The organism is Pedobacter cryophilus, assembly GCF_005116455.1.
In the GTDB taxonomy this organism is placed as follows: domain Bacteria; phylum Bacteroidota; class Bacteroidia; order Sphingobacteriales; family Sphingobacteriaceae; genus Pseudopedobacter; species Pseudopedobacter cryophilum.
Genome location: NZ_SWBP01000002.1, coordinates 525,450 through 541,981 on the forward strand (window position 1 = coordinate 525,450; position 16,532 = coordinate 541,981).

At 33.6% G+C, this 16,532-nt stretch carries 16 protein-coding genes; 7 read left to right on the plus strand and 9 right to left on the minus strand.

Translation table 11 applies throughout. The features are described from left to right. Positions 1-16: 16 nt before the first annotated feature. Both FA046_RS07560 and FA046_RS07565 read left to right on the plus strand, forming a co-directional pair. Positions 17-1,222 carry a helix-turn-helix domain-containing protein gene (locus FA046_RS07560; RefSeq protein WP_136825777.1) on the plus strand — a complete coding sequence of 402 codons (1,206 nt, stop codon included), beginning with the start codon at positions 17-19 and terminating at the stop codon, positions 1,220-1,222. Between the two features lie 272 nt (positions 1,223-1,494). Continuing rightward, entirely contained in the window at positions 1,495-3,672 is a 2,178-nt protein-coding gene (locus FA046_RS07565) for a TonB-dependent receptor domain-containing protein (protein ID WP_136825778.1), read from the plus strand. 39 nt (positions 3,673-3,711) lie between these two features. Here FA046_RS07565 and FA046_RS07570 read toward each other — a convergent pair whose 3' ends face one another. From FA046_RS07570 to FA046_RS07580, 3 genes are read right to left on the minus strand one after another with little or no spacing between them, the layout of a single operon-like run. Beyond that, the gene (locus FA046_RS07570) at positions 3,712-3,906 is read right to left on the minus strand and encodes a hypothetical protein (RefSeq protein WP_136825779.1); all 195 of its coding nucleotides are present in this window, start codon (positions 3,904-3,906) and stop codon (positions 3,712-3,714) included. A 40-nt stretch (positions 3,907-3,946) separates the two neighbouring features. Continuing rightward, positions 3,947-5,395, minus strand: coding sequence for a M20 family peptidase (locus tag FA046_RS07575; protein ID WP_136825780.1), 1,449 nt, complete (start codon positions 5,393-5,395; stop codon positions 3,947-3,949). A gap of 44 nt (positions 5,396-5,439) precedes the next feature. Next, positions 5,440-6,069: a C40 family peptidase gene (locus tag FA046_RS07580; protein ID WP_136825781.1), complete on the minus strand. Its 630-nt coding sequence runs from the start codon at positions 6,067-6,069 to the stop codon at positions 5,440-5,442. 126 nt (positions 6,070-6,195) lie between these two features. On the opposite strand from FA046_RS07580, the gene guaA reads away from it, so the two are divergent. Genes guaA through FA046_RS07595 form a run of 3 tightly spaced genes read left to right on the plus strand, consistent with a single transcriptional unit; the run spans position 6,196 to position 10,118 of the window. Beyond that, the gene (gene guaA, locus FA046_RS07585) at positions 6,196-7,728 is read left to right on the plus strand and encodes a glutamine-hydrolyzing GMP synthase (RefSeq protein ID WP_136825782.1); all 1,533 of its coding nucleotides are present in this window, start codon (positions 6,196-6,198) and stop codon (positions 7,726-7,728) included. Further along, the gene (locus tag FA046_RS07590) at positions 7,685-8,953 is read left to right on the plus strand and encodes an ABC transporter substrate-binding protein (protein ID WP_136825783.1); all 1,269 of its coding nucleotides are present in this window, start codon (positions 7,685-7,687) and stop codon (positions 8,951-8,953) included. Before guaA ends, FA046_RS07590 begins: the two co-directional genes overlap by 44 nt. A 1-nt stretch (position 8,954) precedes the next feature. After that, positions 8,955-10,118: an RsmB/NOP family class I SAM-dependent RNA methyltransferase gene (locus tag FA046_RS07595; RefSeq protein WP_136825784.1), complete on the plus strand. Its 1,164-nt coding sequence runs from the start codon at positions 8,955-8,957 to the stop codon at positions 10,116-10,118. A gap of 40 nt (positions 10,119-10,158) precedes the next feature. Here FA046_RS07595 and FA046_RS17235 read toward each other — a convergent pair whose 3' ends face one another. The 6 genes from FA046_RS17235 to FA046_RS07620 all read right to left on the minus strand — a co-directional run bounded on the left by FA046_RS17235 (position 10,159) and on the right by FA046_RS07620 (position 15,248). After that, positions 10,159-10,305 carry a hypothetical protein gene (locus FA046_RS17235; protein WP_169303324.1) on the minus strand — a complete coding sequence of 49 codons (147 nt, stop codon included), beginning with the start codon at positions 10,303-10,305 and terminating at the stop codon, positions 10,159-10,161. A 50-nt stretch (positions 10,306-10,355) separates the two neighbouring features. Further along, positions 10,356-10,808, minus strand: a complete 453-nt coding sequence (locus FA046_RS07600; RefSeq protein ID WP_225870896.1) for a zeta toxin family protein — start codon at positions 10,806-10,808, stop codon at positions 10,356-10,358. 119 nt (positions 10,809-10,927) lie between these two features. After that, on the minus strand, positions 10,928-11,503 hold the full coding sequence (locus FA046_RS07605) for a MarC family protein (protein ID WP_136825785.1): 576 nt from the start codon (positions 11,501-11,503) through the stop codon (positions 10,928-10,930). Positions 11,504-11,612: 109 nt separating this feature from the next. Beyond that, positions 11,613-13,073, minus strand: coding sequence for an amino acid permease (locus tag FA046_RS07610; RefSeq protein WP_136825786.1), 1,461 nt, complete (start codon positions 13,071-13,073; stop codon positions 11,613-11,615). Positions 13,074-13,319: 246 nt separating this feature from the next. Continuing rightward, complete coding sequence (locus tag FA046_RS07615; RefSeq protein WP_136825787.1) at positions 13,320-14,006, minus strand: pseudouridine synthase; 687 nt, start codon at positions 14,004-14,006, stop codon at positions 13,320-13,322. 60 nt (positions 14,007-14,066) lie between these two features. Continuing rightward, entirely contained in the window at positions 14,067-15,248 is a 1,182-nt protein-coding gene (locus FA046_RS07620; protein WP_136826078.1) for an asparagine synthetase B, read from the minus strand. Between the two features lie 160 nt (positions 15,249-15,408). On the opposite strand from FA046_RS07620, the gene FA046_RS07625 reads away from it, so the two are divergent. Next, entirely contained in the window at positions 15,409-15,870 is a 462-nt protein-coding gene (locus FA046_RS07625; RefSeq protein ID WP_136825788.1) for a peptidylprolyl isomerase, read from the plus strand. 57 nt (positions 15,871-15,927) lie between these two features. Next, entirely contained in the window at positions 15,928-16,476 is a 549-nt protein-coding gene (locus tag FA046_RS07630; protein ID WP_136825789.1) for a DUF5606 family protein, read from the plus strand. The last annotated feature ends 56 nt before the right edge of the window (positions 16,477-16,532 follow it).

A 16,532-nucleotide genomic window follows, 5' to 3' on the forward strand; every position in this document is an offset into this window, starting at 1 on the left:
AATAAAAAAAAATCAAATGTTATTTGAGTTCAACCTTTACACCAGTTTTCTACTCATTTTCTTCTTCCACATTTTGGTTTACGCTTTTTTGTTTTTTAGAAGAAGCCAAAAACAAGATAATTATGCCGACTTAATAATGGGTTTCTTTCTAATAATTGGAGCCCTGTTAATTGTTCCATTTATGGTTGGTTTTGCAGGTTGGTATGATCATCAGCCTTATAGAGATATTCTCTTTTTTGTACCTTTTGTACATTCCTTAGCTATTGGGCCACTATTATATTTTTACACTAGAGCAATTTCTAATTATAATTTTAGAATTAAAGGGCAATTATTTTTGCATCTTTTACCCGCGTTAATTTATTTAGTAATAACATTAATCAATAGTTTGTTAGATGTTTTTGTGTATGAAAATTACAATTTAACCAATGAATATGAAGATCCTGATTTTGCACCCTGGTACACCATTCTCTCCAGTTTTAGCATTCTAATTTATCTTTTTTTATCCTTTAAGCATTACCGTCATTACAAAAAGTTCACTCAAATTACCACCTCTTTTGCAGATTTAGCCAGTTTAAAATGGCTTCGTAATTTTCTTTACGCTTTTTCAATCCTTACTATTTTACCTTTTATTAAAGAGATACTTTCTACCTTTTATTTTTTTGAAAAGCTGAGGTATTTTGGTCCTTGGTATTATTATTTAGCTTTTGCTATTGTGGTTTATTATATCGCAATTAATGCTTATCAGGCTGTTCTTTTACCTTTAAGGCGGATACAATTTAATCCACATTCTTTAGCTCCTTATCAATTATTAGAAAATAATAATGATGATGATGAGCAGGAAGATATTCTGGTTTTAGAGCCTCAAATCTTTCCGGTTAATGAAAAACTAATTCAGCTTAAAGCTAAACTCATTACCCTAATGGAAGAACAATATTTATTTGAACGTTCTGATTTAACCTTAACAGATGTTGCTATTAAATTAGATACCAATGCTGTTATTTTAAGTAAAGTGGTGAATCAACAATTTGGCCTCAATTTTAACGATTACGTAAACCAGTATCGCGTAAACGCAGTAATTAAAAGAATAGCTGATCCTAAATTTAAAAATCAAACTTTATTGGCTATAGCTTTTGATGCAGGTTTTAATTCTAAAGCTACTTTTAACAGAGCTTTTAAGAAATTCACAGGTAAAAACCCTAAAGATTATTTATCTGTAGCGTAAATTATTTTTAACATCTGTGATTATTTTCTTCTTATTAAGTCTGCTAAGATTTTATCTCCATTTTAATTCGTGTTAATTGGTGCATGATTGGTTTAACTTTACAATCTATTCTTTGTGCGCTCTGTGAATTTCTCTGTTTATTCCGTGGTTTAAACTGTTAAATAAGTCTCAAATTATAATCTGCTACCTTTTAATAAGCCTCAAATTATGATATGAGGCGATGCGCTTGCTTTTTACCGGCACATTTGGATTCAACAAAACGGTAAGTAAGCATGAAAAAAATAATACTCTTCATCATATTTTCATTAGCAATCAACATCGCGGTAGCACAACAAAAAGATTCTCTATTAATGATAAAAGACACCCTAGAATCTCAATTTTTAAATGAAGTAGTCGTAAAATCAATTACGCCTATTTTACAGGTTAAAACAGACCGAGTTTTGTTAAATGTTGATGCAATGGCAAATAGTGCGGGACTTAACGGATTAGATTTATTGAGACAAGCGCCAGGAGTAAGTGTTGATGGACAAGAGAACATTAAAATGAACGGTAAAAGCGGAGTTCAAATTTTATTGGATGGGAGATTACAAACACTAAGTTCACAGCAAATTACCTCCCTTTTAAAAGGGTTAGATGCTGCTAATATCAAAACTATAGAGATTATTGCGAATCCGTCTGCCAAGTATGATGCGGCAGGTAATGCGGGTATCATCAATATCATTTTTAAAAAATCTAACCAAAACGGTACAAATGGAAGCTATAGTTTAGGCTATCAACAAATGGATCATTATCGCCAAAACGCAGCTTTTAACATTAATACCAAAAGCAATAAATTAAATGCGTTTGCAAATGGAAATTATGCTAATAGTTTGCAATTCACCAAAGTAAATTCAGAGCGATTTATTGCCGATCAATCTTTTATCCAAAGCGGAGTTGAAAGACAAGGCTATCAAAATCCAAGTATTAGAATCGGACTTGACTATAAAATTAATACCAAGCATAGAGTTGGAGCGGTGTTTAATTATAACCGTTTATGGGATGATTTTCCTTCTGATGCGGCAACTGTAATTTTTGGTGCTAACCAAAATGATTTATTAACTACAGCCACCATTGCTAATTTAACCGAAAATAAATTTGCCTCTAACCTTAACTATCAATTTGCTGATACCAGCGGAAGAACATTAATTTTTGATGCCGATTGGTTAAATTTTAATTCTAATTTATATAACAGCGTGGTAAATTTATTAGCCAACAGCACTTCTAAAAGTTTATTTGATAACGATACCAAAACAGGAATTAATTTATTTGCCTTAAAGGCTGATGCTGGAATTAAAATCAACAAGAAAGCAAATTTTGAAGTAGGATTGAAATTCTCTGCCAGTAAAACAGCCAATATCTTAAATGCCAAACAAGAAATTGATAGTCAAAATCCAACGGTACAGTTTAATGATTTTGATTATCAAGAACGTATTTATGCTGCTTATCAAAACTTCAATACCTCATTTAAGGATAAGTGGAGTTTTCAGTTTGGTTTAAGAACCGAGTTTACCAAAATGAAAGGTTTATCGGTTGACCAAAATCAAAACCGTACCGCTTTGCCCGATACTTCCTATCTAAATATTTTCCCAACTGTTTATTTAAGATACCAAGCTAATGAGAATCATGCGTTTGGTTTTACATATAATAAAAGAGTGGATAGACCTTCTTTTCAAGATCAAAATCCTTATATCTACCGAGTAGATTATTTTGTGAGCAACCAAGGAAATCCGTTATTGTTACCTCAGTTTACACAATCTGTTGAGTTAAATTACACCTATAAAAATCAAACACAATTCAAATTAAGTTTCAGCCAAAGTAAAGATTTAATAGAATTTGTGAGTACTCAAACTGGTAACCAAATTGTAGGTGTACCAATTAATGCAGGGTTAAGAAGTTTTGTGAATATGAGTGTAAGCTCTCCTTTTACAGTGAATAAAATATGGACAGGATATGTAAATGCCGAACCTTATTATCAATTCTACAAAGCAGATTTAAGCCGTTACAATGGTTTAGCAAAGGTGAGCAATGGAGGTTTAGGTTTTAATAGCTACATCAGTAATAATTTTGAATTGGGTAAAAAATGGCAAGCCAGTCAAAGTACTTGGTTTAACTACGCAAGTCGTTCGTCTATCTATAAAACAAAAGCCATTTACAGTATCGATTTATCAGTAAAAAAGAAAATTATGAATGATAAAGCAACACTTACTTTCACTTTCAGAGATTTGTTAAATACGCAACGTTGGGCGCAATCATCACAAGTAGGAGAGGTAAACCAAAGCAGTGTGCGTAAGTGGGAAAGTCAAGGACTTTATGTTGGTTTTAGTTATAGATTTGGGAATCAAAAGCTAAAAACCAACCAACAAAACGAAAAAAATGTTGCGGAACAAAGCAGAATAAAATCAAGAAATTAATGAATACTTGAGAAGAGTTTGTTTTAAATTATACGTTCGCTAGAAAAACTCATCATCATCATCTTCGGGTAAAATAGGTTCGTCTTTAAGCTCATCCTCATTGCTGTTTTCAGAATTTTTAAATTCATCATCATTGATGGGTTCATCTTCAGGTTGATTGTTTATAATTTCTTCATCCGTATTGGTGATTTTTTCTTCATCAACAAGGTTCTTTTTATTTTTTGGATCATTCATAACCTAAATTTTTATAAGCCAAGCAAGAAGCTTACCATTATTATTTAGCCTCATAGTTTTTAATTAACTCATAATAAAAGCCTATTCCTTTTTTAAAGTCCTCAATTTTTATTCGCTCGTTTACGCCATGAAAACCTTCTGGATCTGGAAAAGGAATAAATCTAAAAACCTGTGAAGTCAATTCTCCAAAATACCTTCCATCGCTAGCGCCCAAGGCTAAATATGGTGCCACAATCATTCCTTTTTTAATGGTGCTAATTGTTTTTTGCAGATATTGAAAGGAATCATCATCTACATTGGCCACTTGTTTTGGCTCATTTCCTTCGCCTTTAGGTGTAATTTGAATACGGTCATCAGCAATTACTTTTTTCACATAAGCAATCACCTCTTTTTGTGTGGTGCCGGGTTGGGTTCTAAAGTTAACAGTCGCTTGCGCCTCACCCGGAATGATGTTTTCTTTTACTCCAGCATTAAATAGAGTAGTTGCCATTGAGGTTCTAATGGTTGCATTGCCAGCAGCAGTTTTACTGTAGGTATTGGCAATAATAGGATTAAACAGCCATCTGTTGGCCATGGCCATTTTAGTGACAAAAGGCATTTCTGGGCCAACATAGTCTAAAAAGTTTTGTACAGTTGTACCAAATTCTACCGGAAACGGATTTTCTTTCAATTTTACCACCGCTTTTGCCATTTCATCTATGGCGGTTTCCTTTTCGGGCATAGAAGAATGGCTTCCCGGAATATTGATTTTCAAGTTAAGCGTTTGATAGCCTTTCTCTGCAATTCCAACTACCGAAGCTGTTTTTGTTAATCCAGGGACTTTATATTCGGTAATAATTCCCCCTTCATCCAAAACAAAAGCGGGGCTAATCTTTCGGTCTTTAAATAGTTGCGCCATTTGTTTGGCTCCTTTTAATCCAGATGCTTCTTCATCATGTCCAAAAACTAAATAAATATCGGTTTCGGGTATAAAACCTTGTTTTAATAAAAGTTCTACGCTCTCTAAAATGGCAATTAAACTACCTTTATCATCAATAGCACCTCGGCCATAAATCATATTGTTTTTAATAGCACCAGAAAAAGGAGCAACATCCCATTTGTTTAAAGTAGCTTCTTCGGCAGGTACCACATCTTGGTGAGCCATTAAAATTATAGGTTTGGCTTTCGCCGATTTGCCTTTCCAATGCAAAATCAAACCTAATTTATTCACTCGCTCTAAGCTTAATTGAGCAAATGTTAGCGGATAAGTTTGAACCAGAAATTGTTGAAACCCAATAAAAGCACTGCTATCCATTAGCGCAGCATCATCATAAGAAATGGTTTTAAACCGAATGGCTTTTTGTAAATGAAGCACACAAGAATTATTCAAGTTTAAATTTTTTGCTTCAGAGGTAGCAATTTGCTTACTTCTAAAAGTAAAAGTTCTGAAAAGAACAATCCCAATAAGGAGTAAAAGAATAATACCTAAATATTTAAAAAACTTCTTCATTTTGATTTTTAATAAGGTTGTATGGGTAATTTAAATTGACAAAATTATTTAAACAAACTTCTTACAGCTATCAATCTTTTCTGATAATAAGAGTTTAACGGAGAAATGGTTACACCTTTAACTTTGCCAGAGGTAGCATAAATAAATTCTATCGGCATGCCTTTTTCTGTGGTGGTGATACCTATATATCCAATTACTTTTTTGGTACTGTCTGATCTGGAGAATAAAATTAAATCTCCGGCTGATGCTTCGGTTAAAGGAATGGGTCTTCCCACATTACTAAAACTAGCAGTAGAAGTAGGAACCACTACTCCAAAATGGTTAAAAACATAACTGATAAAACCTGCATTATCAAAACCTGTTTGTGGATCTTTTCCTCCATAAACATAAGGTGTTTTAAGTAGCGTTTTAGCAAAAGCAACTAAAGCCAAAGCATCAGTTTTTGGTGCAAAAACTGGGGTTTTTAAAGGAATTGAATCTGCTTTTTTAATAATAGTATCAATTACAACAGTATTTACAACGGTGTCTTCAATAATGATTGCAGTTTGTGCTGTATCTAAAATGGTTTGTTTAGCGGCAATCACATTAGATTTTTTTCGATTTTCATCGCAAGAAAGTAATAAAGAAAGGAATAATCCCGCAAAGGCAATTTTTTTGATTACGCTAAATATCATAGGTGTACTCGGTATTGATTTTAACTAATAAAAGCTTTAAATATAAATTTACAATTCATAATGCATTTCAATGCATCTAATTTCTAATTTTATGATGTAGGGCTTATTAAATTTTTATATTTGCCCATGCAAGAGAAAATCCTGATCCTCGATTTTGGCTCACAGTACACCCAACTTATTGCCAGAAGGGTGCGAGAACTAAATGTTTATTGTGAAATTCATCCATTCAATAAAATTCCTGAAATAGATAGTTTCACTAAAGGAGTAATTTTATCTGGTAGTCCGGCTTCTGTTCGTCAGGCCGATGCACCACAAGTAGATTTTAATCAGTTTCACGGTAAATTACCTTTATTAGGTGTTTGCTATGGGGCACAATATATTGCTCAACACTCTGGCGGTAACGTTGCTCCATCAGAAATTAGAGAATACGGAAGAGCAAACCTAGAATATATTCATGTCAGTAATCCATTAATGAATGAATTGCCTGTACGTTCACAAGTTTGGATGTCTCATGGTGATACCATTAAAGAAATTCCAGATCATTTTGAAATTATAGCCAGTACCGACACCGTAAAAGTGGCAGCCTATCAAATTAAAGGCACACAAACTTACGGCATTCAATTTCATCCAGAAGTTACCCATTCAACAGACGGAAAGCAGCTTTTACAAAACTTTTTAATTGATATTTGCGGTTGTTCACAAGATTGGACTCCTTTCGCTTTCGCTGATACCTCTATTCAGGAATTAAAAGACCAGTTAAAAGACGATAAAGTTGTTTTAGGCCTATCAGGTGGCGTAGATTCTTCTGTTGCTGCCCTACTTTTACACCAGGCGGTAGGTAAAAACCTGCATTGTATTTTTGTAGATAATGGTTTGTTAAGAAAAAACGAATTTGAATCTGTTTTACATTCTTACCAAGATTTAGGTTTAAATGTTAAAGGTGTAGATGCCAAGCAAAGATTTTACGATGCTTTACAGGGATTATCAGATCCAGAACTTAAAAGAAAAGCAATTGGCAGGGTTTTTATAGAAGTATTTGATGATGAAGCTCATCAGATTTCTGATGTAAAATGGCTGGCTCAAGGCACTATTTATCCAGATGTAATTGAATCAGTTTCGGTAAACGGAGGTCCTTCGGCAACTATTAAATCGCATCATAATGTGGGTGGTTTGCCCGATTTTATGAAGCTTAAAATTGTAGAACCGCTTAAATCTTTATTTAAAGATGAAGTGAGGCGAGTAGGGAAGGCTTTAGGTTTGCCTGATGATATTTTAGGCCGACATCCTTTTCCTGGTCCGGGTTTAGCTATTAGAATTTTAGGCGATATCACCCCAGAGAAGGTGGCTATTTTGCAAGAAGCAGATTATATCTACATCAAGAATTTAAAAGATGCTGGCTGGTATGATAAAGTTTGGCAAGCCGGAGCAATCTATTTGCCTATACAATCTGTAGGTGTAATGGGTGATGAGCGTACGTATGAAAATGTAGTAGCATTAAGGGCAGTAAGTTCTGTAGACGGCATGACTGCTGATTGGAGTCATTTACCTTATGATTTACTGGCTAAAATATCTAATGACATCATCAATAATATCAAAGGAATTAACAGAGTAGTGTATGATATCAGTTCTAAACCGCCAGCAACTATTGAGTGGGAATAATTTTTTTTATATAACATTGGTATTTTTGGTTTTAGGGGCATGTTCTTCTAAAACCAATCCTACCATTCAAAAACCTGCTCCAACTACGCCACAAGTTGCGGCTAAACCTAAAGTAGAAGATCCTAAAAAGCCAATTCCTGCAAAGCCTGTAGAGCAACCAGAAATAGTGATTTCGTTAATTTTGCCTTTTGAGCTAAATACCATAAACTATAAAACGGCTACTTTAAAGGAGATTAATAAAGCAGAAATAGCGATAGATTTTTATCAGGGATTTAAAATGGGATTAGATTCTGTTGCTAAAACCGGGAATACCAAGTTTAAGCTTCAAGTTTTTGATTCTAAAGACGATCCTACTCAATTAGTGAATTTGGCGGCAAAAGCCGAAATTAAAAATTCAGATTTAATTGTTGGTCCTGTTTATCCTAATGGGATTAAATCTTTTTCGGTTTATAGCAAAGCCATGAAAAAACCAATGGTTTCTCCTTTGGCAGCATCAGACCAAGATTTGTTTAATAATCCTTACCTCATTTCTATCAATAATTCGGTAGATCAACATGCTTACAAAGCAGTTTCATTTATGAAATCTCAATTGAAGCCCAAAAAAGTAATTTTAATTAGAAGCGGACAAGCAGATGAATATAAATATGCAGTTCCGTTTAAAAAAGGAATCGACAGTTTAGCAAAAGGATTACCTTTTTCTGAAATAGGGATTAAAGCTGTTGGATATGAAAATGTGTATAAATCGCTAAACCCAACAGGTTTAAACGTGATTATTGTACCCGGTACAGAGCGTATTTTTTTATTAACCTTATTTAAAGAACTAGAGAAATTGAGCAACAATTTCCAAATTGCTGTTATTGGTCACCCAGGTTGGGAAAAAGCCCAATATTTAGATTTTAACTTGCTAGAAAAGCTAAATACGTATACTACATCATCTTATAAAATTGATTATAAATCATCTAAAAGCTTAGATTTTATTAGAAATTACCGTTCAGCTTTTTCTTTAGAACCTAGTGAGTATGCATTTAAAGCATTTGATATGGGTTATTATTTTGGAAAGTTAATGAACGATAAGGGAAAAGGTTTTTTGACAGAAATTACCAAACAACCATTTGATGGTATTCATAATGATTTCAACTTTGTAAAGGATGCCAAATTTGGTTATTACAATGCCAGCTTAATGGTTTTAAAATATGAACAAGGGCAATTAAAAAAAGTTAATTAGTATGAAAGCCATTCATCAACTTGCTACTTTCCAAAATATTATAGCGCAATATCCTTCAGATCAGCCTTTAAGTCGTTTTTTAGCGGCTTTCTACCGCCAGAATAAGCAAATGGGCTCAAAAGATAGAAGGATAGCCAGCAGGTTGTTGTACAATTATTTTAGGTTGGGGAATATTCTTAAAGAAGAAAGCCCCCAACAAAGGTTAATTGTAGCAGAATTTTTAGTGAACAACCAACCCAATTCGTTTTTAAATCATTTTAAACCCGAGTGGGATGAGTTGGTTCATCTTCCCTTAACCGAAAAAATTAAAATAGTAGAAGAGCAATTTCCAGCTTTCCATTTAGCAGATGTTTTTCCGTTTAGTGATCATCTTACTTCTGTTTTAGATCCTCCAGCTTTTTATTTATCCTTCTTTATTCAGCCCGATCTTTACATAAGAATAAAAAGAGGACAAGAAAAAGGCATCATCAATTTGGTGACGGATGCTGGCATCAATTTTAAAATTATCAATCAACAAACCTTAGCATTCCCAAATGGCACCAAACTAGATCAGCTAATTGCAGACAAAGGAATTTATGAAGTGCAGGATATTTCTTCACAAAAAGTAGGGACTTATTTTAAACCCAATAAATGGGATAAATGGTGGGATTGTTGTGCCGCATCTGGCGGAAAATCTTTGCTTTTACATGATGAACAGCCTGATATTAAATTGTTGGTTACCGATAACAGAGAATCAATATTAGAAAATTTAAAAGAGCGTTTTGCCCTTGCGGGGATTAGAAATTACCAATTAAAAATTCTGGATCTTACTTTAAATCAAGACCAATATTTACACGATTACGTTTTTGACGGAATTATTTATGATGCGCCTTGCAGCGGAAGCGGAACTTGGGGACGTACACCAGAAATGATTGCTCAATTTGCAGATCATAAAATCAAATTCTTTACTGAACTGCAAAGAAAAATTGCCATTAACGTAGTCAAACATCTTAAACCCGGTAAACCGATAATCTATATTACCTGTTCCGTTTTTAAAGAAGAAAATGAAGAACAAGTAGCTTGGTTGGTAAAAACCTTCGATTTAGAAGTTGAAAGCCAAGAGTTAATCAAAGGTTACCAAGCTAAAGCTGATACCATGTTTGTAGCAAGGTTGCTAAAGAGATAAGTTGTAATTTATTTAAAAGAAAATTTGTTAAGAAATAATGTTAGGGTTTTATTCTAATAATCTTATCATCTTTTAGAATCACAAGTTCGCTATTCATTTTCTTTTTGAACTCTATTAATCTATCGTAAACTTTATCCATTCCTTTCAAGATTTTGGTTTGGTTGGGTGTCATTTTATGTGTTTTCATAATAATAGTTTTTAAGTTTATTGTACTTGGCTTCGCTAAAAACATCTATTTCAGTGTTTATAGTTTTTTTTAGCAATTAAATCATGTTTTCCTTCTGAGTTATCAAAAATCATAAGTTCGTCGGCAATTGGAAGATAGATTTCAAATAAATTTCTAATTCCGTTTATGTATCTACGTTTTATAACTTCAGTTTCAATATAATGTCCACCTTCTTTAACTCTTGTTTTAACTCGTTCAATAGCCAAATCTACATTTTGTAACCAAAAGAATAGGAGTGTAACATGATAATTTTTACTTTTAGCTTCTGCAATTTTTGATTTGTAGCTTTTTGTAGCAAGAGTAGTTTCAAAAGCGAAGTCATTATTGGATTCTAAAAGTTCATTTATTCTTTTAAGCATTATTCTTCCAGCCTCTAATGAAACTTTTTCTGGTTGAAATGGAGATAAACCTTTTGCTATTTCATCTGCATTAACAAATTCTTTACAATTTAAAATTTCAGGCAATATTGTGAAAGAAGCTGTTGTTTTTCCTGCTCCGTTACAGCTGCAACTATGTAAAGATTCTTTTTCACTGATAAAGTTAATTAATTCCTACTTTTTTAAGGTGTACTTTTGAATCTTCATTACAGCCCCGTATTATTTCTAAAAAGTTTAATTGCTATAGCTAATAAAATAATTCCAAAAGCTTTTCTAAGAATATGTAAACCTGTAGGGCCAAACATTTTTTCTATGCGTTGAGAGTTTTTTAATACCGCATATACAAAAATCATATTAATAAATATCCCCACTAAAATATTGACGGTTGCATATTCTGCTTTTAGAGATAGGAGAGTGGTCATGGTTCCGGCTCCGGCTATTAAAGGAAAAGCAAGAGGAACAATTGAAACTGCATCTGGCATTTCTTCCTTAAAAAAGTTAATTCCCAACACCATTTCCATGGCGATGATAAAGATTACAATAGAACCTGCAATGGCAAATGAAGAGATATCTAAACCTATGATATTTAATAAGCCTTCTCCAAGGAAAAGAAAAATAATCATAAGGATTAAGGATACCATAGTAGCTTTTTCTGACTGAATATGACCGCCAGCTTTTTTTCTTAATTCTATAATTACGGGTATGGCTCCTAAAATATCAATGATTGCAAAAAGAATCATGGTAACAGATAGGATTTCTTTAAAATTGAAAGGATTGTTCATAGCGGGCTATTTATGAATAAGCTGTAAAAGTAATTTATTCAAAGTATATAAAAAACAAAAACCCCTGATGATTCATCAGAGGTTTTGTTAAAGTTATTTAAAACCTGATTTATTTTTTTAATGAATCAGCATAGTTTTTTCTAACAACCGAATGTTTTTTACCATAAGCATAATAAATAACTACACCTAAAAGCATCCAAATACCTAAACGCATCCAAGTATCTAATGGTAAAAATACCATCATGGTAAAACATACCACTACACCTGCTATAGGTACAAATGGAACCCATGGCGTACGGAACGGACGAGGAGTATCTGGATTTGTTTTACGCATCCAAATAATACCAATACAAACCAATATAAAGGCAAATAAAGTACCAATACTCACCATTTCTCCTACAATTGCTACGGGTACAAATGCAGCAAATAAACTCACAAATACAGCAAATAATAAGTTTGATTTATGCGGAGTACCAAATTTTGGGTGAACTTCTGAAAACACTTTTGGTACTAAACCATCTTTAGACATGGTAAAGAACACTCTTGATTGTCCCATTAACATCACTAAAATAACTGAGGTATAACCTGCTAAAATGGCAACAATAATTGCTTGTTGTAACCAAACATAAGGTGTTTTAGCGATAGCTACGGCTACTGGTGCTGCACTACCTTTAAATTCGGTATAATTAGCAACCCCTGTCATTACGTGAGAAAATAACACATATAATATGGTGCAAATAATTAAAGACCCTATAATACCAATTGGCATTCCTCTTTTAGGATCTTTTGCTTCTTGTGCTGCGGTAGAAACTGCATCAAAACCAATAAAAGCAAAAAACACTACACCAGCTCCTCTTATAATACCAGACCAACCAAACTCGCCAAATTTTCCTGTATTTTCTGGAATATATGGGGTGTGGTTAGATGGGTTAATAAATTGCCAGCCCACAGCTATAAATACTAAAACTACGGCAACTTTTAAAATTACCAACATGTTATTAATAAAGGCTGATTCTTGCGTTCCTCTAATTAATAATAAGGATAAACAAACTACAATAACAACTGCAGGAAGGTTAAGATAACCACTTATCATTACACCATCTACTAAAACTGGTGCATCCCATGGAGACATGGTGAGTTGCGGGGGAATAGTGATGTCAAAATAATGCAGAAACTTGGTGAGGTATTGAGACCAGCTGATAGAAACTGTTGCCGCACCAAGTGCATATTCTAAGACTAAATCCCAACCAATAATCCATGCCATAAATTCGCCCATTGTTGCGTAAGAATAGGTATAGGCTGATCCTGCAATAGGAATCATACTTGCAAATTCTGCATAGCACAAACCAGCAAAAGCACAACCAACAGCACCAATGATAAAAGAAATGGTTACAGCTGGACCGGCATTATTAGCAGCGGCTAATCCAGTTAATGAAAATAAGCCAGCACCAATAATGGCTCCAATACCCAGAGCAACAAGATTAAAGCTAGACAACGTTCTTTTTAAACTTCCTTCCCCGGTCTCGGCTGCCTCAGCTAGAAGAATATCTAACGGTTTTTTAAAATTCATAAATCTTTGTTTAGTTAAGTTTTAAATCCAAATTTGTGTTAATAAAGTTCTAAATATATCAAAAATTGCTATATCGATGAGGCTTTTTAAAAAAGCCTTGTCTAAAGTCATTAAAAAAAAACTAACAAGTGCTTTACAGCATCACTTTTTAATGTAAAAAATTTGATAAACAGTATTTGAAAAATGAAAGAAACCTAATTGACAGCAACTTATTTTATAATGAGAAAAAAATTGCCACACTAAAATTTATTTAAGTAGAAGATTTAAGGTATTCAACATTCTTATAAACTCTAATTGAAAGGAGGCTTCAATCTTAATAGCTTTTTTGGAATAAGGATGTTTAAACTCAAGCGATAACGCATGTAGCATCATGGTATCCATTTCTAATTCATTCTTAAAATAGCGATTTTGTTTATTACAACCATGTGGTCTATCGCCTATAATAGGATGCATTACATGAGCCAAGTGCTTTCTAATTTGATGCATTCTACCCGTTTGGGGATTCGCCTTTATTAAGGAGTATCTTGATGTAGGATGTGTCCCGATTTGAAAATCAACCTCAGCTTTGTTTATGCACTTCACATAGGTTAAAGCTTCTTGAATTACGCCGTTATCTTTTTTTAAAGGGTAATCAATTTTTAACTCATCCGGAAAATAACCTCGCACAATAGCTAAATACTTTTTATCCATCTCATTATCTCTAAACATTCCTTGCAATATTTTATTAGTTTCTTGATCTAAAGAAAATAGCAAAACACCACCAGTTTTACGGTCTAAACGATGTGCAGGCCAAACATTTTGCCCTATTTGGTCTCTAAGTAATTGTAAAGCAAATTCTTCGGCATCACGGGCAATAGAAGATTGATGAACCAGTAAACCATGGGGTTTATTGATAGCCACAATATTTTCATCCTGATAAAGTATTTCCAGCATATTGCTGCAATGATAGGGAATTAATAGAATTATTAATTCGTCATTTTTGTATTTTGAAACCTAAGTCTTTTGCTTTTTCTTTTTTGCAGCCGGAAATAGAATATTATTTAATATTAAACGATACCCTGCAGAATTTGGGTAAAGATTTAAATCTGTTGGTGGGTCGCCAACTAAATGTTGATAATCTTCTGGATCATGGCCACCATAAAAAGTCCATTGCCCTTTACCAAATTGCCCATGAATGTATCTGGCTTCATTGTTAGATTTTAACTCGCCCATTACCAATACATCAGGCTTTAATAAAGATTTTTTGAATGCAGTAGTTTGGCCCATAAAACCTTTTACCACTTTATCATGATTTTGGGTGAGCATAGTAGGAACTACATCCCATTTTGCCGAAAAATCAAAAAGCGTGAAAAAATCTCGGGTTCTTTCTATGGCTCTGCCATTGGTTACATCAATATCAGAAAACTCGTAATTTAAAGGGTTAAGATCTAATTTAAAATTTTGGAAGGCAAAAGTGTTTCCAAAATTTAGCTTAGATTGGGCATTAGGATCAACCCCATCACCGTCAAACATGTTTTCGCAAATATCAATTCCTGCGGCTGCCAAGGCAATGTCATAACTATCAGTGCCAGAGCACATGGCAAAAAGAAAACCTCCGCCACCACAAAAATCTCTTATTTTTTGTGCCACACCCAGTTTCATTTGTGAAACTTTATTAAAGCCTAGTTTTTTTGCCGTGGCTTCTTGCAATCGCACATCATCCTGATACCAGCCATTTGCTCTATAGTTTGCCCAAAACCTTCCATACTGGCCTGTAAAATCCTCGTGGTGTAAATGCAGCCAATCATACAATGGTAGCTTACCTCCAATTACATCTTCATCATAAATAATATCATAAGGAATTTCGGCATAGGTGAGCACCATAGTTACTGCATCATCCCAAGGGAGTTTGTTTTTTGGCGAATAAACTGCAATTTTTGGAACTTTCTCTAACTTTACAATATCCATATTCACTTCTGGATTGCTAATCTCGGTGAGAATGGCTGTTACTTTGGCATCGGGGATAACCCCATAACTTACCCCACGTATTTTTAGTTCATTTTCTATTTCCTGATTATAGTTGATTAAAAAGCTGCCGCCGTAGTAATTTAGCAACCAATCTACTTCTAATCCTTTTTTTAAAGTCCAAAAAGCAATCCCATAAGCTTTTAAATGATTTTTTTGTTGCTCGTCCATTTTAATAAGAATAGACGCAGAAAAGCCTTTAAAAGCAATAAAAAGCAAAAGTGTGCAAAGTATTATTTTCTTCATTTCTCTAAAAATAAGGATAAACCTTTAAAACGTTTACATAGGCTGAAAATTTTGTTAATTTTGACGTTCGAAAAAAACACAATTTATGAGTAAAGCAATTATAAAAACTGAAAAAGGTGATATGACTGTTCAATTTTATGATCAGGATGCCCCAAAAACAGTAGAAAATTTTAAGAAATTGGTAAGTGAAGGATTTTACAATGGATTAACTTTCCATAGAGTACTTCCTGATTTTGTGATTCAAGGTGGATGTCCTTTTTCAAGAGACGAAGCTACAGCTTATAAAGCTGGTTCTGGTGGCCCTGGTTATCACATTGATTGTGAGCTAAATGGAGAAAACCAATACCATGATAGAGGGGTGTTATCTATGGCTCATGCAGGTAGAAATACAGGTGGTTCTCAGTTTTTTGTTTGCCACAGCAGAAACAATACAGCTCATTTAGATCGTAACCATACTTGTTTTGGAAAGGTAATTGAGAATGTTGATGTAGTTGACGCTATTAAACAAGGCGATAGAATATTGTCAATTGAACTTATTGAAGGCTAAAATGAGCCTTAAAGAATTTATTTTCTTTAATTCAAACAAAACATTAAAACAACAAATATGAATTTAGCAGGTTTAGTAGCCGTATCCGGTAAACCAGGATTGCACAAACTGATTGGCCAAAACAAATCTGGCTTTATCTTAGAGAGTTTAGATGAACAAAAATCTAAAACGATAGTAAATATTTCTACAGCAAAATTAGCTTCATTAGAAGATATTACGGTTTACGGTGAAGACGAAGATCTTAAGCTGAAAGATATTTTAGAAAAAATGAAATCGGTAGCTAAAGTTCCTGATGCTAAAGCTGATGGAAAAGAATTAAGAACATTCTTTTTTGAGGTTGCACCAAAACATGATGAGCAAAGAGTTTACTCTTCAGACATTAAAAAAATTGTGAGTTGGTTTCATATTTTAAAAGATATGCCTCTGTTTTCTGAAGCAGAAGTTGTAGTAGCTGAAGAAGGTGCTGCTGATGATAAAGCTGAAGGGAAAGAAAAAGCAAAATCTATAAAAGCTATTCAGCCTAAAGCTGCAAAGCCAAAAAATGAAAAAGCGCCAAATGCAAAAAGTGTTGGTGTAAAGAAAGCAGGATCTAAGAAAAATCCATAGTTTTTTAGAGCATAAACAAAAAAAAGCGATGATAAACTCATCGCTTTTTTTTTTGT